The 20991-nt window shown below is 61.6% G+C and carries 19 protein-coding genes; 10 read left to right on the plus strand and 9 right to left on the minus strand.

What is annotated here, in order from left to right; all coding sequences use genetic code 11:
* Nucleotides 1-66 precede the first annotated feature (66 nt).
* From AC3A5O_RS11185 to AC3A5O_RS11205, 5 genes are all read right to left on the minus strand, one after another.
* On the minus strand, nt 67-1224 hold the full coding sequence (locus AC3A5O_RS11185; RefSeq protein ID WP_122566778.1) for a phospholipase D-like domain-containing protein: 1158 nt from the start codon (nt 1222-1224) through the stop codon (nt 67-69).
* A 1-nt stretch (nt 1225) separates the two neighbouring features.
* A complete protein-coding gene (locus AC3A5O_RS11190) occupies nt 1226-1816 on the minus strand; it encodes a YceI family protein (RefSeq protein ID WP_122566779.1) in 591 nt (196 codons plus the stop codon).
* 215 nt (nt 1817-2031) lie between these two features.
* Entirely contained in the window at nt 2032-2343 is a 312-nt protein-coding gene (locus tag AC3A5O_RS11195; protein ID WP_305470083.1) for an amidase, read from the minus strand.
* Nucleotides 2340-3434 carry a serine hydrolase domain-containing protein gene (locus tag AC3A5O_RS11200; RefSeq protein ID WP_122566781.1) on the minus strand — a complete coding sequence of 365 codons (1095 nt, stop codon included), beginning with the start codon at nt 3432-3434 and terminating at the stop codon, nt 2340-2342. The genes AC3A5O_RS11195 and AC3A5O_RS11200 overlap by 4 nt, the downstream gene beginning before the upstream one ends.
* Nucleotides 3435-3614: 180 nt before the next feature.
* The gene (locus AC3A5O_RS11205) at nt 3615-4487 is read right to left on the minus strand and encodes an acyl-CoA dehydrogenase (RefSeq protein WP_487753185.1); all 873 of its coding nucleotides are present in this window, start codon (nt 4485-4487) and stop codon (nt 3615-3617) included.
* A gap of 146 nt (nt 4488-4633) precedes the next feature.
* Between AC3A5O_RS11205 and olsB the strand changes: the two genes are divergently transcribed.
* Both olsB and AC3A5O_RS11215 read left to right on the plus strand, forming a co-directional pair.
* On the plus strand, nt 4634-5389 hold the full coding sequence (gene olsB / locus AC3A5O_RS11210) for an L-ornithine N(alpha)-acyltransferase (protein WP_122566783.1): 756 nt from the start codon (nt 4634-4636) through the stop codon (nt 5387-5389).
* Nucleotides 5389-6183 carry a lysophospholipid acyltransferase family protein gene (locus AC3A5O_RS11215; RefSeq protein WP_305491839.1) on the plus strand — a complete coding sequence of 265 codons (795 nt, stop codon included), beginning with the start codon at nt 5389-5391 and terminating at the stop codon, nt 6181-6183. Before olsB ends, AC3A5O_RS11215 begins: the two co-directional genes overlap by 1 nt.
* 114 nt (nt 6184-6297) lie before the next feature.
* On the opposite strand, the gene AC3A5O_RS11220 is transcribed toward AC3A5O_RS11215, so the two are convergent.
* Nucleotides 6298-6882 carry an acyl carrier protein phosphodiesterase gene (locus AC3A5O_RS11220; RefSeq protein ID WP_487753186.1) on the minus strand — a complete coding sequence of 195 codons (585 nt, stop codon included), beginning with the start codon at nt 6880-6882 and terminating at the stop codon, nt 6298-6300.
* Nucleotides 6883-7039: 157 nt separating this feature from the next.
* On the opposite strand from AC3A5O_RS11220, the gene AC3A5O_RS11225 reads away from it, so the two are divergent.
* The 4 genes from AC3A5O_RS11225 (at nt 7040) to AC3A5O_RS11240 (ending at nt 10408) form a co-directional block, all read left to right on the plus strand.
* Nucleotides 7040-7342, plus strand: coding sequence for an ArsR/SmtB family transcription factor (locus AC3A5O_RS11225; protein WP_003198672.1), 303 nt, complete (start codon nt 7040-7042; stop codon nt 7340-7342).
* Nucleotides 7343-7359: 17 nt separating this feature from the next.
* Nucleotides 7360-8526: an MFS transporter gene (locus AC3A5O_RS11230; RefSeq protein WP_122566787.1), complete on the plus strand. Its 1167-nt coding sequence runs from the start codon at nt 7360-7362 to the stop codon at nt 8524-8526.
* A gap of 34 nt (nt 8527-8560) precedes the next feature.
* Entirely contained in the window at nt 8561-9610 is a 1050-nt protein-coding gene (locus tag AC3A5O_RS11235) for an alkene reductase (protein ID WP_122566788.1), read from the plus strand.
* A gap of 171 nt (nt 9611-9781) precedes the next feature.
* A complete protein-coding gene (locus AC3A5O_RS11240; protein WP_305470074.1) occupies nt 9782-10408 on the plus strand; it encodes a hypothetical protein in 627 nt (208 codons plus the stop codon).
* 368 nt (nt 10409-10776) lie between these two features.
* Here AC3A5O_RS11240 and AC3A5O_RS11245 read toward each other — a convergent pair whose 3' ends face one another.
* Complete coding sequence (locus AC3A5O_RS11245) at nt 10777-11409, minus strand: TetR family transcriptional regulator (RefSeq protein ID WP_186704494.1); 633 nt, start codon at nt 11407-11409, stop codon at nt 10777-10779.
* 267 nt (nt 11410-11676) lie between these two features.
* On the opposite strand from AC3A5O_RS11245, the gene AC3A5O_RS11250 reads away from it, so the two are divergent.
* From AC3A5O_RS11250 to AC3A5O_RS11265, 4 genes are all read left to right on the plus strand, one after another.
* Nucleotides 11677-12834 carry an efflux RND transporter periplasmic adaptor subunit gene (locus AC3A5O_RS11250; protein ID WP_122566791.1) on the plus strand — a complete coding sequence of 386 codons (1158 nt, stop codon included), beginning with the start codon at nt 11677-11679 and terminating at the stop codon, nt 12832-12834.
* Between the two features lie 3 nt (nt 12835-12837).
* Nucleotides 12838-16002 (plus strand): efflux RND transporter permease subunit EmhB, encoded by a 3165-nt coding sequence (gene emhB / locus AC3A5O_RS11255; RefSeq protein ID WP_122566792.1) that lies wholly within the window; start codon nt 12838-12840, stop codon nt 16000-16002.
* Nucleotides 15999-17456 carry an AdeC/AdeK/OprM family multidrug efflux complex outer membrane factor gene (gene adeC / locus AC3A5O_RS11260; RefSeq protein WP_354336261.1) on the plus strand — a complete coding sequence of 486 codons (1458 nt, stop codon included), beginning with the start codon at nt 15999-16001 and terminating at the stop codon, nt 17454-17456. The genes emhB and adeC overlap by 4 nt, the downstream gene beginning before the upstream one ends.
* A 716-nt stretch (nt 17457-18172) precedes the next feature.
* Nucleotides 18173-19426 carry an OprD family porin gene (locus AC3A5O_RS11265; protein ID WP_122566794.1) on the plus strand — a complete coding sequence of 418 codons (1254 nt, stop codon included), beginning with the start codon at nt 18173-18175 and terminating at the stop codon, nt 19424-19426.
* 360 nt (nt 19427-19786) lie between these two features.
* On the opposite strand, the gene pcaC is transcribed toward AC3A5O_RS11265, so the two are convergent.
* Nucleotides 19787-20179, minus strand: a complete 393-nt coding sequence (pcaC, locus tag AC3A5O_RS11270) for a 4-carboxymuconolactone decarboxylase (RefSeq protein ID WP_440799779.1) — start codon at nt 20177-20179, stop codon at nt 19787-19789.
* A gap of 10 nt (nt 20180-20189) precedes the next feature.
* Entirely contained in the window at nt 20190-20990 is an 801-nt protein-coding gene (pcaD, locus tag AC3A5O_RS11275; RefSeq protein ID WP_122566796.1) for a 3-oxoadipate enol-lactonase, read from the minus strand.
* Nucleotide 20991: the final 1 nt, after the last annotated feature.

A 20991-nucleotide genomic window follows, 5' to 3' on the forward strand; every position in this document is an offset into this window, starting at 1 on the left:
AATTGGTTCTGTGACAAACGCTTTTGTGATCGCTGAAACTCCCACAGTTGTATCTGGTTGTTCGGACTAACCCCGCCGATCCAACAGATTCACCACCACCCGATCCACCAATCCCCACACCCGCTGCTTGAACCGCTTCCACAGCGGCCGGCGCTGCCAGGCGTCGAGGCTGACTTGCAGGCTCTGGGCGAAATCCCGCTCGAAACTGGCCGCCACGGCGCTGCTGAGCCTGGAATCCAGGGCTTCGAGGTTGGCTTCCAGATTGAAGCGCAGGTTCCAGTGATCGAAATTGCACGACCCAATGCTGACCCAATCATCCACCAGCACCATTTTCAGGTGCAGGAAACACGGCTGGTACTCGAATATCTGCACGCCGGCCCTGAGCAATCGCGGGTAGTAACGGTGCCCGGCGTAGCGCACGGACGGGTGATCGGTACGCGGGCCGGTCAGCAGCAGGCGCACGTCGACGCCTCGGGCGGCGGCCTTGCGCAAGGAGCGGCGCACGTTCCAGGTTGGCAGGAAATACGGCGTCGCCATCCAGATGCGTTTCTGACCGCTGTTCAACGCCCGCGATAGCGACTGCAGGATGTCGCGATGCTGGCGGGCGTCGGCATACGCCACCCGGCCCATGCCCTCGCCCACCGGCGGAACGCGAGGCAGGCGCGGCAAGCCGAAATTGGAGGCGGGCTTCCAGGCTCGCCGATGACGGTTGGCAAGCCACTGGCGGTCGAACAGCAACTGCCAGTCGAGCACCAACGGACCGACGATTTCCACCATCACTTCGTGCCACTCGCTGCGGTCGTCGAGGGGGTTCCAGAATTCATCGGTCACCCCGGTGCCGCCCACCACAGCCAGGCGTTGGTCTACCAACAGCAGCTTGCGGTGATCCCGGTAGAGGTTGCGCACCCAGCGACGCCAGCTCAGGCGATTGTAGAAACGCAACTCCACCCCGGCCTCGGTCAGGCGCTTGCGCAGGGCCAGGGTAAACGCCAGGCTGCCGTAGTCATCGAACAGGCAGCGCACGCGAACGCCGCGCTCGCAGGCCTGGACCAGTGCCTGGACCATCGCCTCGGCGCAGGCCCCCGCTTCCACCAGATACAGCTCCAGCTCGACCTGTTCCTGGGCTCGGGCGATTTCCACCAGCATGCGCGGGAAGAACTGTGGGCCGTCGATCAACAGCTCGAAGCGATTGCCTTCACGCCAGGGAAAGACCGGGCCGCTCATGTCAGCGCGCCGTGAAGATCAGCACCGCATTCACCGGCACCGACAGGCTGATGGCCGACAACCCGGCCAGGTTGCGCAGCTTTTCCAGACCCGGCGCCAGATCGAAATCCGCCGCGTTGAGCACCACCGGTTCCAGGGTCACCACTTGGAAGCGACGTTCATCCAGGCGCGTCGCCAGCAGTTCGACCGGGTACTCGTGCTGCTTGCCGTGCAGGTTCACCGTCAGCGGCAGGCGCAACTCCAACTGGGCGCCGTTGGCCAGGTCCTGGATCGGCGCCAGGTCGATCTTGGCAGTGACGGTGGCTTCGGCAAATTGCTTGATCTCGAACAGCTCGGCGCGCATGCGCTCGTCCCGCAGGGGGATGCCGCTGTTGATGGATTCCAGTTCCACTTCCAGGCGCGCCAAGCCGTCGGGCTGGACTTGGCCGTGCAGCACCAGGAAACGCTGGACCTCGGAGACGTTGCCATTTTTGCTGCTGATAAACGACAGCCGCGACGACTCACCGTCCAGGTACCAGTCGGCCTGGGCCGGCAGCGCTGCGCAGGCCAGCAGCAAACTGGCGATCGCGTGAGGGAAAAACCGCTTGAACATACACACTCGGGGGGCAGATAAACCTGTGGCGAACCTTAACCGGGCCGAGGGCGCTTGCAAACTGTCTGTTTCAATAACTGCCAGGAACACACAGAACCTGTGGTAAAGGGATTCGTTTGTGGGAGCAAGGCTTGCCCGCGATGGCGATTCCTAAAACGCCATCGCGGGCAAGCCTTGCTCCCACAATAGGATCGGCGTCAGACCTTGTACCCAGCTCAGGGTTCCAACCGACACCCCTGCCGCTCGCCCAGCCATTGCGCACTGTTGCTGCGCCCCAACCCACTGACGGTGACGCGCTTGGCCTCAACGGTTTCGAGTAAATCGCTGATGGGCACTGACTGCTTCACATACCCCCGGCAATACTCGGCCGGTTGCTCCATCACATAGCGGCACGAGCAGTATTCCTTGGCGGTGTAGGCGCTGATAATGTCGGGAAAGGCCCGCAGCGCCACCCGCTCCAGCCAGACCCAACCGAACAAGGCGATAAGCAGCACCGACAGCAAGGTAAGCAATATTTTGCGCTTCATGGCTGCACCTTCCCGGCGAACGCCGCCATGGCGCGCTTGAGCAGTTCGTTATGGCGATAGCTCCCGTCGCGGTCGTCGCCGTAGCGCACGATCACCAGTTTGGCGCTGGGAATGACGTACAGCGCTTGGCCCCAATGACCAAGGGCGGCGAAGGTATCCGGCGGCGCATCGGGCCAGGGGCGGAGCGTTGGATCGGCGCCGCGGTTGAGCCACCAGTGCCCGCCCGGCACGGCTTCGTCCTGGCCGGCCAGGAAGTGCACGAACGGTTCGCGGCTGAACGCGACCCAATCCTTGGGGATCAGTTGCCGTTCGCCCCAACGACCGTCCCGCTGCATCAACAACCCGACACGCGCCAAGTCCCGCGCGGTGAGGTAGGCATAGGACGATCCCACGAACGTGCCACTGGCATCGGTTTCCCAAGTGGCGTGGCGGATGCCCAGGGGTTCGAACAGGGCCGTCCAGGGATAATCGGGATAACGTGCCGCGCCGACGATGTTTTTCAGGGCCGCCGCCAACAGGTTGCTGTCACCGCTGGAATAGCGGAACGCCTGCCCCGGTGGGCTGAAGCTGTCATGCTGCGCGGTGAACGCCGCCATGTCATGACGCCCGCGGGTGTAGAGCATCGCCACCACCGATGACTTGAGCGGTGCGTATTCGTAGTCTTCCTGCCAGTCCAGGCCCGAAGCCCAGTGGAAAAGATCAGCCAGGGTCATGTCCGAATGCTGGCTCAGTGGCGGATAGTATTTGGCTACCGGATCGTCCAGGACAAAGCGCTGTTCACCGTAGGCCACGCCAAACACCGTCGCCAGCAGGCTTTTGCTGATGGACCAGGTCAGGTGCGGTGTCTGGGCGGTGGTCGGCCCGGCGTAGCGTTCGTAGACCAGCCGACCGTCCTGGATCACCAGCAACGCGTCGGTGCGGATGCCCTCGCGGCTCGCATCGTCCCGGGGTGGGAAGGCGTATTGTTCCAAGGCTTCAATGGACTGCCCGGTGGGGGTCGGGCCACTTGGCCATTGCTCGCCGGGCCAGTCTTCGGCCTGAACGCTCAGGTTGAGCAACAGCAGCGGGATCAGGAACCAGCCTTTGGACATGCTTGGGGCTCGCAGGGATGAACCTTCGAAGCCTATTCAGACTTGATGACAATTTGAGTTTTGTGTGCCCCCTGTGGGAGCGAGCTTGCTCGCGATGGCGGTTTGTCAGTCACCCTATGCTTACCTGACATTTCGCTATCGCGAGCAAGCTCGCTCCCACAAGGGGGGGCGCTTGAAGGGCTATCCCAACGCCTTGACCAGCCGTTTGGCCCGCGCCCCCGCCGCAAGGTCCATCACTCCCTTATCCCGCGTCCACATCTCGTGCCACGCCGCAGGCCCGGCGGCCAGGGCCGCATTGAGTTCGCCGTCGAGCCCTTGGAACTGGGCGAACAACCCTCCCAGCAGCACATGTCCGGCAGGGCTGGAAGGGTTGTGGCGACTCACTTCCGCGCAGCCGGCGAGTAACGCCAGCAGGCGCAGTTGCAACACCTGGGGCCAGGCACATTCCTGCCCGACGCCATACAACCAAGCCGTCATCGCACTGAGCACATAAAGGTCTTCCAGGGTGCGGAACGGTTTGACGTAGGCGTCCCAACCATCACCTGCCAGCAACTCGCACAACGCGCCGTCAAGCAGCACGCGACCATGGCTGATGTCGGGCATCAGGCCCATGGCGGGCAGTTTTTCCAGGGTCACGCCGGGCTCGCCCGCATAGGCCACCGCCAGGTTCAGCCGTGGCGTTTCACCGGGCGCTTCGCAGCGGGCGGCAATCAACAGCCACTCGGCGGCATCGCCGGCGGTGACGAAATCCTTGCGCCCGCTCAGGCGCAAGTCGTCGAGGCGGGTTTGCATGTCCGCCGGGCGCAGGCTGCGTTGTTCAGTGGCACACAGGGCGCCAAGGCTCTGCGGCGCGCTCGGCCAAAGCACCCGCAGCGCCGCCTGGTACCCGACCAGGAACGCCAGCCCCGGCGTGGCCATCGACCGAGCCCCAACCACGGCCAACTCGAACGGCGTCACCGGCCCCAGGCGTTGCAACAACGCGGCATAACCTTCAGCCAGGTCCGGATGGGTGGGCAGCCGTTCGCCGCGTTCGATCAGGGTGTGCCAGGGCATGAGAGGGGCTCCTTGAAGGCTGTCATATAAGCATCACCAAAGCTTCATGGCGATGACACCGGGGCTACATAGCCTGACTTTGCACAACATGGCTGCATAAAGAAAGTCGACAGGCTGCAACTGAACAGCCCGCACGGAGATTCGCTATGACCCAGATCGCCCGCATCAGCGACACCGGCAATGAACGCCGCCTGCAAGCCGAACGCCTGATTGGCGCCCACGCCTTGCAAGAAGCCCAGGCCCTGCGCTTCAACGTCTTCAGCGGCGAATTCAACGCCAAGCTCAAGGGCGCGGAAAAGGGTCTGGACATGGATGACTATGATGTTCACTGCGCCCACATCGGCGTACGCGACCTGAACACCGGCCGCCTCGTGGCGACCACTCGCCTGCTCGACCACCAGGCCGCCAGCAGCCTGGGCCGGTTCTACAGCGAAGAAGAATTCAGCCTCCACGGCCTGGTCCATCTCAAGGGCCCGATCCTGGAAATCGGCCGCACCTGCGTCGACCCGGCCTACCGCAACGGCGGCACCATCGCCGTACTGTGGGGCGAGCTGGCCGAGGTCCTGAACGAAGGCGGCTACAGCTACCTGATGGGCTGCGCGAGCATTCCGATGCAGGATGGCGGCATCCAGGCCCAGGCGATCATGCAGCGCCTGCGCGAACGCTACCTGTGCACCGAACACCTGCAAGCCGTGCCGAAAAAACCACTGCCGACCCTGGACGTGCCGTCCAACGTGATCGCCGAAATGCCACCGCTGCTCAAGGCCTACATGCGCCTGGGCGCGAAGATTTGCGGCGAGCCGTGCTGGGACGAAGACTTTCAGGTGGCCGACGTGTTCATCCTGCTCAAACGCGACGAACTCTGCCCGCGCTACGCCCGTCACTTCAAGGCAGCGGTGTAATGAGCCGGTTGCGGGTGTACGCGCGTATTGCGCGAGTCTTGCTGGTGGTGACCCTGGGCCTGAGCATGGCCAGCGTGTTCGGCCTGTTCGAACGCCTGGGGGTCGCCAACTCGATGGTCCGTCGCCAGCGCTGGTCGCGCTTCTTCATGGCGCGGCTGAGCCATGCCCTGCCCTTTTCCGTCACCGTCCACGGTCAACTGCCGCAACGGCCGATGCTGTGGGTCAGTAACCATGTGTCCTGGACCGACATCCCGTTGCTGGGCATGCTCACGCCGATGTCATTCCTGTCCAAGGCCGAAGTGCGCACCTGGCCGGTCGCCGGATGGCTGGCCGCCAAGGCCGGCAGCCTGTTTATCCGGCGCGGGTCGGGTGACAGCCAATTGATCCGCAAGCAAATGAGCCGCCATCTGGAACAGGCCCATCCGCTGCTGATGTTCCCGGAAGGCACTACCACCGATGGCCGCTCCCTGCGCACCTTCCACGGGCGCTTGTTGTCGGCAGCCATCGATGCCGACGTCGCGTTGCAACCGGTGGCGATCCGTTACCTGCGCAACGGTGAACCGGATTCGCTGGCACCGTTCATTGGCGATGATGATTTGCTGTCGCACCTGATGCGCCTGTTCGCCAATGATCGGGGCGAGGTGCACATCCACCTGCTGAAACCGATTGCCTGCCACGGCCAGGAACGCGCGGCCCTGGCTTTCCAGGCGCAACAGGCGGTGCACAAGGCGTTGTTCGGGACGATTCCCGAGAAACAGCAAGCGCCGGTACGGCCTGCGGCGATTGCGGCCTGATCCGGACCTCTGCGAAGCCCCACTGTGGGAGCGAGCTTGCTCGCGATAGCGGCTTAACATTCAACAGATCAGTTGGCTGATACACCGCTATCGCGAGCAAGCTCGCTCCCACAATTAGTCCTGCGGCGTGATTTGGTTTTGGGCAAAATCCTGAAGCTGCGGATAGAACAACCGGAAATCCTCGCTCAACGGCTCATAGAGTCTGACCAGTTCCGGCATCGCCCCTGCCAGCTCCTCCGGCCGGGACAGGCGTCGGGAGATTCCCCGCAGCACCTGCCCCAGCACCTCGAATTCCTGATAAGACCCCAGCCAATCATCCGCCGCCATATAAGGCGCGATCTGCGCCAGGCGCCCCGGCAGTTGCGGTTCGGTATTGAGTACCTGGTACACCCGAGAGGTGAAATCCATCAGCGGCCCCTCGCCGTACAGCATCCAGTCCCGGGCCAGACAGTGATCGAAAAACACGTCGAGGACGATCCCGGCATAGCGCCGGCGTACCGTGGAAAAACGCGACAGGGCAACGTCCACCAAGGGATGGCGGTCGGTGTACATGTCGATGCGCCGATGCAAGGCAATCGCCGCTTCGATCCGGGCATCGTACTGCCCTTGCAGCGGCCCTTTGACGAAATCGCCGTAGAGACTGCCGAGCAATTGTTCCCGGCCGAGGCCGCCGAGGTGCAGGTGCGCGAGATAGTTCATGGCGAGCAGCTTAGCATCGTCACGCCAATATCGTTATAACCCGATATAGCGATTTATTCGATCCTCAGATCAAATCCATATTGGTATATCGCAAAATAACGATTTAAGGTTCGCTCCATCGCGATATAGCGTTTTACTCACCCCGAGCTTGCCACCCATGACCCTCGACCTCGACGAAATAATAAAAGCCCTGGCGCACCCAGTACGGCGAGACATCCTCAACTGGCTCAAAGACCCCAAGGTCCAGTTCCCGGAACAGTTGCACAACCACGAGTTCGGCATTTGTGCCGGGCAGATCGACCAGCGTTGCGGCCTGTCGCAATCCACGGTGTCTGCGCACTTGGCGGTGTTGCAACGGGCGGGGCTGATCACCAGCCAGAAAGTCGGTCAATGGCACTTCTTCAAACGCAACGAGGAAGTGATCCAGCAGTTCCTCAAGCAAATGAGCCAAGAGCTCTGACCTGACAAGGACCCATCATGCCCCTCTCACTCCTGATCCTGGCTCTGAGCGCCTTCGCCATCGGCACCACCGAGTTCGTCATCATGGGCCTGTTGCCCGATGTGGCGGCCGACCTGGGCGTGTCGATTCCCGGCGCCGGCTGGCTGGTGACCGGCTACGCTCTGGGCGTGGCCATCGGTGCGCCGTTCATGGCCCTGGCCACCGCCCGGCTGCCGCGCAAGGCCGCCCTGGTGGCGTTGATGGGGATTTTCATCGTCGGCAACCTGCTCTGCGCCATCGCCAGCGACTACAACGTGCTGATGTTCGCCCGGGTGGTCACGGCCCTGTGCCACGGCGCGTTCTTCGGCATCGGTTCGGTGGTGGCCGCTGGCCTGGTGGCGCCCAACAAGCGCGCCTCGGCCGTGGCCCTGATGTTCACTGGCCTGACCCTGGCCAACGTGCTAGGTGTGCCGCTGGGCACCGCACTGGGCCAGGAAGCCGGCTGGCGCTCGACCTTCTGGGCCGTGACCGTCATTGGCGTGGTAGCGCTGATCGGCCTGATCCGCTTCCTGCCCGCCAAACGCGATGAAGAAAAACTCGACATGCGCTCGGAACTCGTCGCGCTCAAAGGCGCTGGCCTGTGGCTGTCCCTGAGCATGACCGCGCTGTTCTCCGCGTCGGTGTTCACCCTGTTCACCTACGTCGCCCCATTGTTGGGTGAAGTCACCGGCGTATCGCCCCGTGGCGTGACCTGGACCCTGGTGCTGATCGGCTTGGGCCTGACCCTGGGCAACATCATCGGCGGCAAGCTGGCGGACAAGAGCCTGGCGAACACCCTGATGGGCGTCTTCCTCACCATGGCCGTGGTGTCCACCGTACTGAGCTGGACCAGCGTGGCGTTGATCCCCAGTGAAATCACCCTGTTCCTCTGGGCCACCGCCTGCTTCGCCGCCGTACCGGCCCTGCAAGTCAACGTGGTGACCTTCGGTAAAGACGCACCCAACCTGGTGTCCACCCTGAACATTGGCGCCTTCAACATCGGCAACGCCCTGGGCGCCTGGGTCGGCGGCAGTGTCATCGACCACGGCCTGGGCCTGACCTCCGTTCCCCTGGCCGCCGGCGCGCTGGCCGTGCTGGCGCTGCTCGTCACCCTCATCACTTTCCGTCAGGGCGGCAACGCCGACCTGGCCCCGGCAACTCATTGACTGTTAACCCTTTCACTTTCGAGGTTGTATTTTCATGGCGACTATTTTCGACCCCATCAAACTCGGCGACATCGAGCTGAAGAACCGCATCATCATGGCCCCGCTCACCCGCTGCCGCGCCGACGCAGGCCGCGTGCCCAACGCGTTGATGGCCGAGTACTACGTGCAACGCGCGTCCGCCGGCCTGATCCTCAGCGAAGCGACCTCCGTCACGCCGATGGGCGTGGGCTACCCGGACACGCCGGGTATCTGGTCCAACGATCAGGTGCGCGGCTGGGCCAATATCACCAAGGCGATCCACGGCGCTGGCGGCAAAATCTTCCTGCAACTGTGGCACGTGGGCCGGATCTCCCATCCGTCGTATCTGAACGGTGAAACCCCGGTGGCGCCCAGCGCGATCCAACCCAAGGGCCACGTGAGCCTGGTGCGTCCGCTGGCCGACTACCCAACGCCGCGCGCACTGGAAACCGCTGAAATCGCCGACATCGTCGACGCTTACCGTGTCGGTGCCGAGAACGCCAAGGCCGCCGGTTTCGACGGCGTGGAAATCCACGGCGCCAACGGCTATCTCCTTGACCAGTTCCTGCAAAGCAGCACCAACCAGCGCACCGACAACTACGGCGGCTCCCTGGAAAACCGTGCCCGCCTGCTGTTGGAAGTGACCGACGCAGCCATCGAAGTCTGGGGGGCCGGCCGGGTTGGCGTGCACCTGGCGCCACGCGCCGACTCCCATGACATGGGCGACGAAAACCGCTTGGAAACCTTCAGCTACGTGGCTCGCGAGTTGGGTAAGCGCGGCATCGCCTTCATCTGCTCCCGTGAGAAAGAAGGCGACGACAGCATCGGCCCACAACTCAAGCAGGCTTTCGGCGGCCCGTACATCGCCAACGAACGCTTCACCAAGGACAGCGCCAACGCCTGGCTGGCCGAGGGCAAGGCCGATGCCGTGGCCTTCGGCGTGCCGTTCATTGCCAACCCGGACCTGCCGGCCCGCTTGCAAGCCGATGCACCGCTGAACGAAGCGCACCCGGAGACCTTCTATGGTAAAGGTCCGGTGGGTTATATCGATTATCCAGTGATGTAAGTCTAAAAAAACAAAAGCCCTGCCTCGAAAGAGCCAGGGCTTTTTTATTTGCGCTTAATATCCAGTCAAACATCCAAACTTCTAAAACCCATCTAACTGTCCATATTATCGCCAGCCACAAGACCAAACGTCTTGCCCGCTTGCAGTCACTCTCTTTGAAAAGGATTTCAAATGAACACTACCCTAGAAAACAGCCAACAGACCAACAATAGTATTTATGAACTCATCGCTTCTCAATTCAGTTGGGCACCGTTGGCCGTGTTGTACCAGTTCCTCAAATCACTCGATACGCAAGAATATGTGCCGATGCTCACGGCGCTGATAGAGAAAGCGAACCTGAATGACAAGGTCAACAAGGAGGTTCAAGCCTGGGAACAGGAACGCCTCAACCCAAGCCGCACCCGTCTCGTCGTAAAGTTGATCAACCATACCGACTTGGATTTTGAAGTCGGTGAACATAACTTGCAGTGGAATGCGGACGAGCAACACCCCACACAGATTCTTCCCTGGGATATCCAAGCCTGGAAGTTCGACCTCGCGTATACCCGGCGCCTGGGCAGTCCCAGTAAGGACATGTTCAAACATTTCATTGTGTTCGGCGATAAAGAGTTTGGCTTTCGTTTTGACTTCGGTTTGCGCGTCAATACATCCTTCGGTGTTATTTCACCAACGCTGACCCCCGTCCGGACCCACACACTGACCTCGATTGGAACAAGCCCGATCCAATGCACGACTCGAATCACTCGCACAGCCCGTGAAGAGCCCTATGGTTTTACCGTGGAACTCACGCTGAGCTGAAAAATTCGGCCTCGCCCGTGATGCTGTTCACTTAAGGCTTGCCTGAATCCTTGTGGCGAGGGAGCTTGCTCCCGCTAGGCTGCGTAGCAACCCCTTTCTTGTGAGCGCTTCGCACTCAAGCGGGAGCAAGCTCCCTCGCCACAGGTTCATAGTTTTCTTAAGAACAGTATTACAGCCTCGCCAGGGCCGTCTGGCGGCCTGTTCGGAAGACCTTGTCGACCGGGCTCTTCCTGCACATTTCATCCACGCGAAACAAATTTCCTACAAAATTCGCCGCCGGTTGCCTATCAACCGCGCCAGTGTCGGTTTATAAAAGCATCCTTACGCGCTTCGTATTGACACAAACCGACGCAATTACGCATTTTGTTTCATTTGCGCAGGCTGGGGCTCAAGTGCAGCATGTCCAGCCCGATCTCCACCCAACGCTCGGCTTCACCCGCCAGGGCGAAGCTGTCGGGGGCCAGCAGCCACTGGTACAAAATGCCATCGATGTAGGCATGAATGGCGACTGCCGCCCTTTCAGGGTCCAGATCATCCGGCAACTGGCCGCGTTTCATCGCATTGCGCAACGACAGGGCGATGCGCACATTGCAGTCGAGGCTGACTTCGCGTCGCTGCTGGCGCAAATCGCACATTTCATCGGTGAATTCACACTTATGGAACAGGATCTCATTAATGCGTCGGGTTTTCGGATCCAGGGCCACTTGCTGGAACAACCGGACCAACAACTTGCGAATACAGCCCAGCGGATCAAGCTCCTCTTCACTCTCACTGGCACGGGCCAACTCGTCGAGCGGCTCGTGCAGGGTATCGAGCATGGCCTGGAGCAGATCCGCCTTGTTGCTGAAATGCCAATAGATGGCACCGCGCGTCACACCGGCCAGTGTCGCGATGTCGGCCAGGGTCGTACGCGCCACGCCACGCTCGAAAAAGGCCTTTTCGGCCGCTTCGAGTATCTGGCTGCGAGTCTCCTGGGCTTCCTCTTTGGTACGACGGACCATGGCAGTAAACACCTCAATCAGGATGCGGTCAGCAATGCGTAAGAATCAGCTGAACAAAATGTGAGGCGACGTCTCCTGGAAGGCGTCCCCGATCTACGCTGGCCTTTGTCAGGCTTTTGTAAATCCGGATATTACGCAATTTGGCTGTTTACAAACAACCATGTACGTAAGTATATTTCTTAGCATCCTACTAATTGAATTACTGCTGCTTTTTTACCTTTCCACCTTTCGAGTGCGCCCGCTGCGCGCCTGGACCCGAGGATTTCCATGCAATTCAAGCCAGCTGTTACTGCTCTGGTTACCGCCATCGCCCTGGCATCGCTGCTCAGCGGATGCAAAAAGGAAGAGGCTGCACCTGCTGCTCCCCCTCCTCAGGTCGGCGTCGTAACCCTCAAGACCCAAGCCTTCACCTTGACCTCGGAACTGCCGGGGCGCACCAGTGCGTTCCGCGTCGCGGAAGTACGGCCACAGGTCAACGGGATCATTCTCAAGCGCCTGTTCAAGGAAGGCGCCGACGTCAAGGCCGGCCAGCAGCTTTACCAGATCGACCCGGCCGTCTATGAAGCAACCCTCAAGAGCGCCGAGGCCAACCTGCGCTCCACCAAGTCGATTGCCGACCGCTACAAACAGCTGGTGGACGAACAGGCGGTGAGCCGTCAGGAATACGACACCGCAGTGGCCAATCGCCTGGAGTCGGAAGCCAACCTGCAGACCGCCCAGATCAACGTGCGCTACACCAAGGTCTATGCGCCGATTTCCGGTCGTATCGGCCGCTCCTCGGTGACCGAAGGTGCGCTGGTCAGTAATGGCCAGACCGATGCCATGGCAACCATCCAACAACTGGACCCGATCTATGTCGACGTGACACAGAGTTCGGTCGAGCTGCTGCAACTGCGCCGCGAGCTGGAAAGCGGTCGCCTGCAAAAGGCCGGCGAAAACGCTGCCATGGTCAAGCTGACCCTGGAAGACGGCAGCCAGTATCCGCACGAAGGCAAGCTGGAGTTCTCCGAAGTGTCGGTCGACCAGACCACCGGTTCGGTGACCTTGCGCGCAGTGTTCCCCAACCCTGACCACACCTTGCTGCCGGGCATGTTCGTCCATGCACAGTTGCAGGCCGGAGTGAACAGCGCGGCAATCCTGGCGCCGCAACAAGGCGTGACCCGCGACCTCAAGGGCATGCCGACCGCCATGGTGGTGGGCGCCGACAACAAAGTCGAACTGCGCCAGCTCAAGGCCAGCCGCACCGTCGGCAACCAGTGGTTGATCGAAGACGGGCTCAAGGCCGGCGATCGCTTGATCACCGAAGGTTTGCAATACGTACGGCCGGGGGCTGAAGTCAAAGCCACCGAAGCCACCAACGTCGATACCAAGAACCCGGCCCCCGCTCAGGCAGCTGATAAAGCAGCCGGCGGCAAAGGGGAGTAAACCATGTCGAAATTTTTCATCGACCGTCCGATTTTCGCCTGGGTGATCGCCCTGGTGATCATGCTGGTCGGGGCTCTATCGATCCTCAAGTTGCCGATCAACCAATACCCGAGCATTGCGCCGCCAGCCATTGCGATCCAAGTGACCTACCCGGGCGCTTCCGCGCAAACCGTGCAGGACACCGTGGTGCAGGTGATCGAGCAGCAGCTCAACGGCATCGACAACTTGCGGTATGTGTCCTCGGAAAGTAACTCCGACGGCAGCATGACCATCACCGCGACCTTCGAGCAGGGCACCAGCTCCGATACCGCGCAGGTCCAGGTCCAGAACAAGCTGAACCTGGCCACCCCGCTGCTGCCGCAAGAAGTGCAGCAGCAAGGCATCCGCGTGACCAAGTCAGTGAAGAACTTCCTGATGGTCATCGGTGTGGTGTCGCGCGACGGCAGCATGACCAAGGACGACCTGTCCAACTACATCGTGTCCAACATGCAGGACCCGATCTCGCGCACTGCCGGTGTCGGCGACTTCCAGGTTTTCGGCGCCCAGTACGCGATGCGGATCTGGCTCGACCCGGCCAAGTTGAACAACTTCAACCTGACCCCGGTGGACGTGAAAAACGCCATCGCCGCGCAGAACGTCCAGGTCTCGTCCGGCCAACTCGGCGGCTTGCCTGCCCTGCCCGGCCAGCAACTGAACGCCACCATCATCGGCAAGACCCGTTTGCAGACCGCCGAGCAGTTCAAGGCGATCCTGCTCAAGGTCAACCCGGACGGCTCGCAAGTGCGCGTCGGCGACGTTGCCGAGGTGGGCCTGGGCGGTGAGAACTACAGCGTCAGCGCCCAGTTCAACGGCGCCCCGGCCTCGGGCCTGGCGGTCAAACTGGCCAACGGCGCCAACGCCCTCGACACGGCCAAGGCCCTGCGCAAGACCATCGACGACCTCAAGCCCTTCTTCCCGCAAGGCGTGGAGGTGGTGTTCCCGTACGACACCACCCCGGTGGTGAGCGAATCGATCAAGGGCGTGGTGGAAACCCTGGTCGAAGCGGTCGTGCTGGTGTTCCTGGTGATGTTCCTGTTCCTGCAGAACTTCCGCGCCACCATCATCACCACGATGACGGTGCCGGTAGTGTTGCTGGGTACCTTCGGGATCCTCGCGGCGTTCGGCTTCAGCATCAACACCCTGACCATGTTCGGTATGGTGCTGGCCATCGGCTTGCTGGTGGACGACGCCATCGTCGTGGTGGAAAACGTCGAACGGGTGATGAGCGAAGAAGGCCTGTCGCCCAAGGAAGCCACCAAGAAATCCATGGGCCAGATCCAGGGTGCCCTGGTGGGTATCGCCCTGGTGCTCTCGGCAGTACTGCTGCCAATGGCGTTCTTCGGCGGTTCCACCGGTGTGATCTATAAGCAGTTTTCCATCACCATCGTCTCGGCCATGGCCCTGTCGGTCATGGTGGCGTTGATCTTCACCCCGGCGCTTTGCGCCACCATGCTCAAGCCCATTCCCAAGGGTGAGCACGGCACGCCGAAACGCGGTTTCTTCGGCTGGTTCAACCGCAACTTCGACCGCGGCGTACGGAGCTACGAACGTGGCGTGGGCAATATGCTCAAGCACAAGGCGCCGTACCTGCTGGCCTACATCATCATCGTGGTCGGCATGGTCTGGCTGTTCACTCGCATCCCGACAGCGTTCCTGCCGGAAGAAGACCAGGGCGTATTGTTCGCCCAGGTGCAGACACCGGCCGGTTCCAGCGCCGAACGCACCCAAGTGGTGGTGGACAAGATGCGTGAGTTCCTGCTGCGTCCAAGCAAGGACGGCGGTGAAGGCGATGCCGTGGCGTCGGTGTTCACAGTGACCGGTTTCAACTTCGCCGGTCGCGGCCAGAGTTCCGGCATGGCCTTCATCATGCTCAAGCCATGGGACGAGCGTAACGCCGACAACAGCGTGTTCAAGCTCGCGACCCGTGCCCAGCAGCACTTCTTCACCTTCCGTGACGCGATGGTGTTCGCCTTCGCCCCGCCGGCCGTGTTGGAGTTGGGTAACGCCACCGGTTTCGACGTGTTCCTGCAGGACCGCGCCGGCATCGGCCACGCCAAGTTGATGGAGGCGCGTAACCAGTTCCTGGGCATGGCGTCCCAGAGCAAAATCCTTTCCCAGGTGCGTCCGAACGGCCTGAACGACGAGCCGCAATACCAGCTGGAAATCGATGACGAAAAGGCCAGTGCGCTGGGCATCACCTTGTCGGACATCAACAACACCCTGTCGATTGCCCTGGGCAGTAGCTATGTGAACGACTTCATCGACCGTGGTCGGGTGAAGAAGGTGTACGTGCAGGGCCAACCCGGTTCTCGCATGAGCCCCGAAGACCTGCAGAAGTGGTACGTGCGCAACAGCGCCGGGACCATGGTGCCGTTCACGGCGTTCGCCAAAGGTGAGTGGGTCTACGGCTCGCCGAAACTGGCGCGTTACAACGGCGTGGAAGCGATGGAAATCCTTGGCACCCCGGCGCCAGGCTATTCCACCGGTGAAGCCATGGCCGAAGTCGAAGCCATCGCCAAGAAGCTGCCGGCCGGTGTCGGCATTTCCTGGACGGGCCTGTCCTACGAGGAACGTCTGTCGGGCTCCCAGGCGCCAGCGTTGTACGCCTTGTCGCTGCTGATGGTGTTCCTGTGCCTGGCGGCGCTGTACGAAAGCTGGTCGATTCCGATCGCGGTCATGCTCGTGGTTCCCCTGGGGATCATCGGGGCCCTGCTGGCGACCAGCCTGCGCGGCCTGTCCAACGACGTGTACTTCCAGGTGGGCTTGTTGACCACCATCGGCCTGGCGGCGAAAAACGCCATTCTGATCGTGGAATTCGCCAAGGAACTCCACGAGCAGGGCCGAACCCTGGTGGAAGCCGCCGTTGAAGCCTGTAGGATGCGTCTGCGACCGATCATCATGACCTCCCTGGCGTTCGTCCTCGGCGTAGTCCCGCTGGCAATCTCCACCGGCGCCGGTTCGGGCAGCCAGCACGCCATCGGTACCGGTGTAATCGGCGGTATGCTCACCGCCACCATCCTGGCAATCTTCTGGGTGCCATTGTTCTTCGTGACCGTGTCGTCGATAGGCCGTCGCAAAAATACCGACGGGCACGACACTCCTGAAACTTCCAAAGAGGCTGGCCAATGAGCAAGTCGCTACTCTCCCTGACCATCGCCGCCATCGTACTCAGCGGCTGCTCGCTGATCCCCGACTATCAGCGGCCCGAAGCACCGGTCGCGGCGCAATACCCGCAAGGGCCGGCCTACGAGGCGGCCAATGCGCCCGGCCAGGCCGCCGCCGAGCAAGGCTGGAAGCAGTTTTTCCATGACCCGGCGCTGCAACAGCTGATCCAGGTCGCCCTGGAAAACAACCGCGACCTGCGCGTCGCGGCGCTGAACATCGATGCCTACGCCGCGCAATACCGCATCCAGCGTGCGGACCTGTTCCCGGCGGTCTCGGCCACCGGCTCCGGCAGCCGTCAGCGGGTACCGGCACGGGCTTCGCAAACCGGCGAAGCGGCGATCAGCAGTTCCTATTCGGCGACCTTGGGCATCAGCGCCTATGAACTGGACCTGTTCGGTCGGGTTCGCAGCCTGAGCGAGCAAGCGCTGCAGAGCTACTTTGCCACTGAAGAAGCCCGCCGTAGCACCCAGATCAGCCTGGTGGCCAACGTCGCCAATGCCTACCTGACCTGGCAGGCCGACAAGGAACTGCTCAAGCTGACCCAGGAAACTCTCGGGGCCTACGAGCAAAGCTTCAAGCTGACCTCGCGCAGCGCCGAAGTCGGCGTCGCCTCGGCCCTGGACCTGAGCCAGGCGCGCACCGCGGTGGAAAACGCCCGTGTGCAACTGGCCCGCTACACCCGCCAGGTCGCCCAGGACGAGAACAGCCTGACCCTGCTGCTGGGTACAGGCCTGCCGGCCAACCTGAACTCGCAACCGTTGAGTGATGACTTGCTCAGCGAAGTGCCGGCCGGGCTGCCATCGGACCTGCTGCAACGTCGTCCGGACATCCTCCAGGCCGAACGCAACTTGCTGGCCGCCAACGCCAACATCGGTGCCGCACGGGCCGCGTTCTTCCCGAGCATCAGCCTGACGGCCAACGCCGGCACCCTGAGCCCGGACCTGTCCGGCCTGTTCAAAGGCGGTTCGGGCACCTGGACCTTCGCGCCGCAAATCAACCTGCCGATCTTCAACGCCGGCAGCCTGCGCGCGAGCCTGGACTACGCCAAGATTCAGAAAGACATCAACGTCGCGCAGTACGAGAAGTCGATTCAGACAGCGTTCCAGGAAGTTTCCGACGGCTTGGCCGCGCGCCAAACCTACAACGAACAGTTGCAGGCCCAGACCGACTTCGTCGCCGCCAACCAGGACTACTACCGCCTGGCCGAGCGTCGCTACCGCATCGGCGTCGACAGCAACCTGACCTTCCTTGATGCCCAGCGCCAGTTGTTCAGCGCGCAACAGTCGCTGATCACTGACCGCCTTGCGCAACTGACCAGCGAGGTCAATCTGTACAAGGCATTGGGCGGTGGTTGGAATGCCGAGACGGGCAAGAACGAGCCGGTGGCGGAGAAAGCGCCGCCACTGAAATTGTTCTGATTTGAAGCCTGAACGCTGAAACACGAAGCCCACCGGAAGGTGGGCTTTTTGTTTGTGTGCGCTTTAACGCTGGCCTATGTGGGAGCAAGGCTTGCCCGCGATGGAGGCGATGCGGTCTTTCAGGAACCGAGGCGCCTGTTTCGCGAGCAAGCTTTGCTCCCACAGGACCTGCTCAAACAGATCTGATGGGTGTACGACCAGGAGAGCCAGGTCGGCTACTAGGCCGCCTCGTGGTGGACGTTGATCTCGGCGCCCCGTTAACCACAATGCCCGCGTTCGGGCACACCGAGCCTAAGCGAGGTGCCGAGTGGTGGGGCAGGAGCGTTTTGGTTACTTTTGCGCCTTCAAAAGTGACCCGCCGTAAGGGCGGACCCCTAAGTCGCCGTTACCGCGAAAACGGATATGTACTCAGTCAACAAGAGCAAAGCCAACTGACAGGCCGCCATCGCGAGCAAGCTCGCTCCCACAGGAATGGCATTGGGCCGATGTAATTTTTGCCGTTCGATAATCGCCCAAAACCCGCAAACAGCAATTGAACCGATCCCGAGCGGCCCTTCACCATCGCTCCCACAAAACCAATAACAACAGGTTCGTCGCCATGCCCACACGCCCTACTTCGTCCGGCTGATCAACAGCGCGCCCAGTTCCACCGCACCGTCTGCAACCCAACGTTGCGGCAACGACTCGCTTCGCCCACAACAATTAGAGACACGCCCATGAAACCCACACAGCACTTGTTCCCCAGCCTCATCGCCGTCGCCCTGACCAGCACCGCCCTGCCCGTCTTGGCCGCGGAATCGGGGTTTGTCGAAGACGCCAAGGCCACGCTGAACTTGCGTAACTTCTACATCAACCGCAACTTCACCAACCCGAACAATGCCCAAGGCAAAGCCGAAGAATGGACCCAGAGTTTCATCCTCGACGCCAAGTCCGGTTTCACCCAAGGCACAGTCGGTTTCGGCGTGGACATCCTGGGCATGTACTCGGTCAAGCTCGATGGCGGTCGCGGCACCGCCGGCACCCAGTTGCTGCCGGTGCATGACGACGGTCGCCCCGCCGATGACTTCGGCCGTTTGGGCGTAGCCCTGAAGGCCAAGGTATCGAAGACCGAGTTGAAGGTCGGCGAATGGATGCCGGTGCTGCCGATCCTGCGTTCCGACGACGGTCGCTCCCTGCCGCAAACCTTCCGTGGCGGCCAGGTGACCTCCACCGAAATCAACGGCCTGAGCCTCTACGGCGGCCAGTTCCGTGGCAACAGCCCGCGCAACGACGCGAGCATGGAAGACATGTCGATGAACGGCCGCGGCGCGTTCACCTCCGACCGTTTCAATTTCGGTGGCGGCGAATACGCCTTCAACGAAAAACGCACCCAAGTCGGCGTGTGGTACGCGGAATTGTCCGACATCTACCAGCAGCAATATTTCAACCTGACCCACAGCCAACCCATCGGCGATTGGACCCTGGGCGCCAACCTCGGCTACTTCACCGGCAAGGAAAACGGCAGCGCGCTGGCCGGCGACCTGGACAACAAAACCGCGTTCGCCATGCTCTCGGCCAAATACGGCGGCAACACCTTCTACGTCGGCCTGCAAAAAGTCGGCGGCGATGACGCCTGGATGCGCGTCAACGGCACCAGCGGCGGCACCCTGGCGAACGACAGTTACAACTCCAGCTACGACAACGCCAAGGAAAAATCCTGGCAACTGCGCCACGACTTCAACTTCGCCGCCGTCGGCGTGCCGGGCCTGACCCTGATGAACCGCTACATCAGCGGTGACAACGTGCACACCGCCACGGTCGACGACGGCAAGGAATGGGGCCGTGAAAGTGAGCTGGCCTATACCGTGCAGAGCGGTGCGCTGAAAAGCCTCAATGTGAAATGGCGCAACTCGACGATGCGCCGGGATTACAGCAGCAATGAGTTCGATGAGAACCGGTTGATCGTCAGCTATCCGATCAGCCTGCTGTAGAAGCCAAACATGGATGGAGGCTGTACCACCGTCATCGCGAGCAGGCTCGCTCCCACAGGGGATCTGTGTCGAGCACAAAATGTGTACTCACTGAAGATCCAGTGTGGGAGCAAAGCTTGCTCGCGATATAGCGGTGGGTCAGTGGCATTTCTGTTGAGTGTGGCATTGCATCGCGAGCAAGCTTTGCTCCCACAGTCTTGACTCCCACAGGGAGTTTGGGGGTGAACGCAGATCCGGTGACCAGTAAAAATCCATGTGGGAGCGGGCTTGCTCGCGAAGGCGTCATCACATTCAACATCGTCGCCAGCTGACCCACCGCTATCGCGAGCAAGCTCGCTCCCACAGGGGTTGGGGTGATGCTCAAGTCCGGGATTCGACACCCAGTTCATCCCAGACCGACTCGGCCAGGTGGAAAGTGGCATTGGCCGCCGGGATGCCGCAGTAGATGGCGCTCTGCATGATCACCTCCTTGATCTCGCTGCGGCTCACGCCGTTGTTGGCGGCGGCGCGCAGGTGCAATTTGAGTTCTTCGTTGCGGTTCATGCCGATCAGCATGGCGATGGTGATCAGGCTGCGGGTATGGCGCGGCAGGCCCGGGCGGGTCCAGATGTCGCCCCAGGCATGGCGGGTGATCATCTCCTGGAATTCGCTGTTGAATTCGCTCAGGGCATTGAGGCTGCGATCGACGTGGGCATCGCCCAGCACCGCGCGGCGTACTTGCATGCCTTCGTCGTAACGTTGTTTCTCGTCCACAGGAAACTCCTCAGGCCCGGCCAGAATCAAGCAGGAAATCCAGCACCCGCGCGCTGAACGCCGCGCCAGCCTGGACGTTGGACAGGTGCGCGGCATGGAACTCAGCGTACTCGGCCCCACTGACCCGCTCCTGGATAAAGTGCCCACCCGACGGCGGTGTCACGGCATCTTCGGTGCCGGCGATCACCAGCAGCGGCACGCGGATCGATGACAACTGCTCGCGGAAATCGGCATCGCGCACCGCCGCACAGTTGGCGGCATAACCCTGGGGCGAGGTCGCGGCCAGCATGTCAGTGATTTTTTTTGCCGTCGCAGGCTGGGCCTCGGCAAAGTCGGGGGTAAACCAACGGGCAATCGAGGCGTCACGCAACGCCACCATCGCATCCTTGCCGTCACGCAGCACGGTTTCGATGCGTGGGTTCCACACCGACGGGTCGCCTATCTTGGCAGCGGTGTTGCACACCACCAGTTTGCGCAGGCGCTCGCCAGCATTGATGCCCAACCACTGGCCAATCAGCCCACCCATGGACAAGCCACAGAAATGCACCTTGTCGATGCCCAGGGCATCGAGCATCGCCAGCACGTCGCGGCCCAGTTGTTCGATGCTGTAGGGGCCTTCGGTCACCAGCGACTGACCATGACCACGGGTGTCGAAACGCAGCACGCGAAAGTGTTCGCTGAAGGCCACGACCTGCTCGTCCCACATGTGCAAATCGGTGCCCAGGGAGTTGGAGAGCACCAGCACCGGGGCGTCTTGCGGCCCGTCCAATCGGTAATTCAGATCGCCCTCGGCGAGTTTGACGAATCCCACA

This window comes from Pseudomonas sp. Soil_N_39 (assembly GCF_057655955.1).

Coding starts and splice junctions, on each gene's coding strand:
- AC3A5O_RS11185 (WP_122566778.1), bottom strand. CDS start 1,224: ATGAGCGGCCCGGTCTTTCCCTGGCGTGAAGGCAATCGCTTCGAGCTG.
- AC3A5O_RS11190 (WP_122566779.1), bottom strand. CDS start 1,816: ATGTTCAAGCGGTTTTTCCCTCACGCGATCGCCAGTTTGCTGCTGGCC.
- AC3A5O_RS11195 (WP_305470083.1), bottom strand. CDS start 2,343: ATGAAGCGCAAAATATTGCTTACCTTGCTGTCGGTGCTGCTTATCGCC.
- AC3A5O_RS11200 (WP_122566781.1), bottom strand. CDS start 3,434: ATGTCCAAAGGCTGGTTCCTGATCCCGCTGCTGTTGCTCAACCTGAGC.
- AC3A5O_RS11205 (WP_487753185.1), bottom strand. CDS start 4,487: ATGCCCTGGCACACCCTGATCGAACGCGGCGAACGGCTGCCCACCCAT.
- olsB (WP_122566783.1), top strand. CDS start 4,634: ATGACCCAGATCGCCCGCATCAGCGACACCGGCAATGAACGCCGCCTG.
- AC3A5O_RS11215 (WP_305491839.1), top strand. CDS start 5,389: ATGAGCCGGTTGCGGGTGTACGCGCGTATTGCGCGAGTCTTGCTGGTG.
- AC3A5O_RS11220 (WP_487753186.1), bottom strand. CDS start 6,882: ATGAACTATCTCGCGCACCTGCACCTCGGCGGCCTCGGCCGGGAACAA.
- AC3A5O_RS11225 (WP_003198672.1), top strand. CDS start 7,040: ATGACCCTCGACCTCGACGAAATAATAAAAGCCCTGGCGCACCCAGTA.
- AC3A5O_RS11230 (WP_122566787.1), top strand. CDS start 7,360: ATGCCCCTCTCACTCCTGATCCTGGCTCTGAGCGCCTTCGCCATCGGC.
- AC3A5O_RS11235 (WP_122566788.1), top strand. CDS start 8,561: ATGGCGACTATTTTCGACCCCATCAAACTCGGCGACATCGAGCTGAAG.
- AC3A5O_RS11240 (WP_305470074.1), top strand. CDS start 9,782: ATGAACACTACCCTAGAAAACAGCCAACAGACCAACAATAGTATTTAT.
- AC3A5O_RS11245 (WP_186704494.1), bottom strand. CDS start 11,409: ATGGTCCGTCGTACCAAAGAGGAAGCCCAGGAGACTCGCAGCCAGATA.
- AC3A5O_RS11250 (WP_122566791.1), top strand. CDS start 11,677: ATGCAATTCAAGCCAGCTGTTACTGCTCTGGTTACCGCCATCGCCCTG.
- emhB (WP_122566792.1), top strand. CDS start 12,838: ATGTCGAAATTTTTCATCGACCGTCCGATTTTCGCCTGGGTGATCGCC.
- adeC (WP_354336261.1), top strand. CDS start 15,999: ATGAGCAAGTCGCTACTCTCCCTGACCATCGCCGCCATCGTACTCAGC.
- AC3A5O_RS11265 (WP_122566794.1), top strand. CDS start 18,173: ATGAAACCCACACAGCACTTGTTCCCCAGCCTCATCGCCGTCGCCCTG.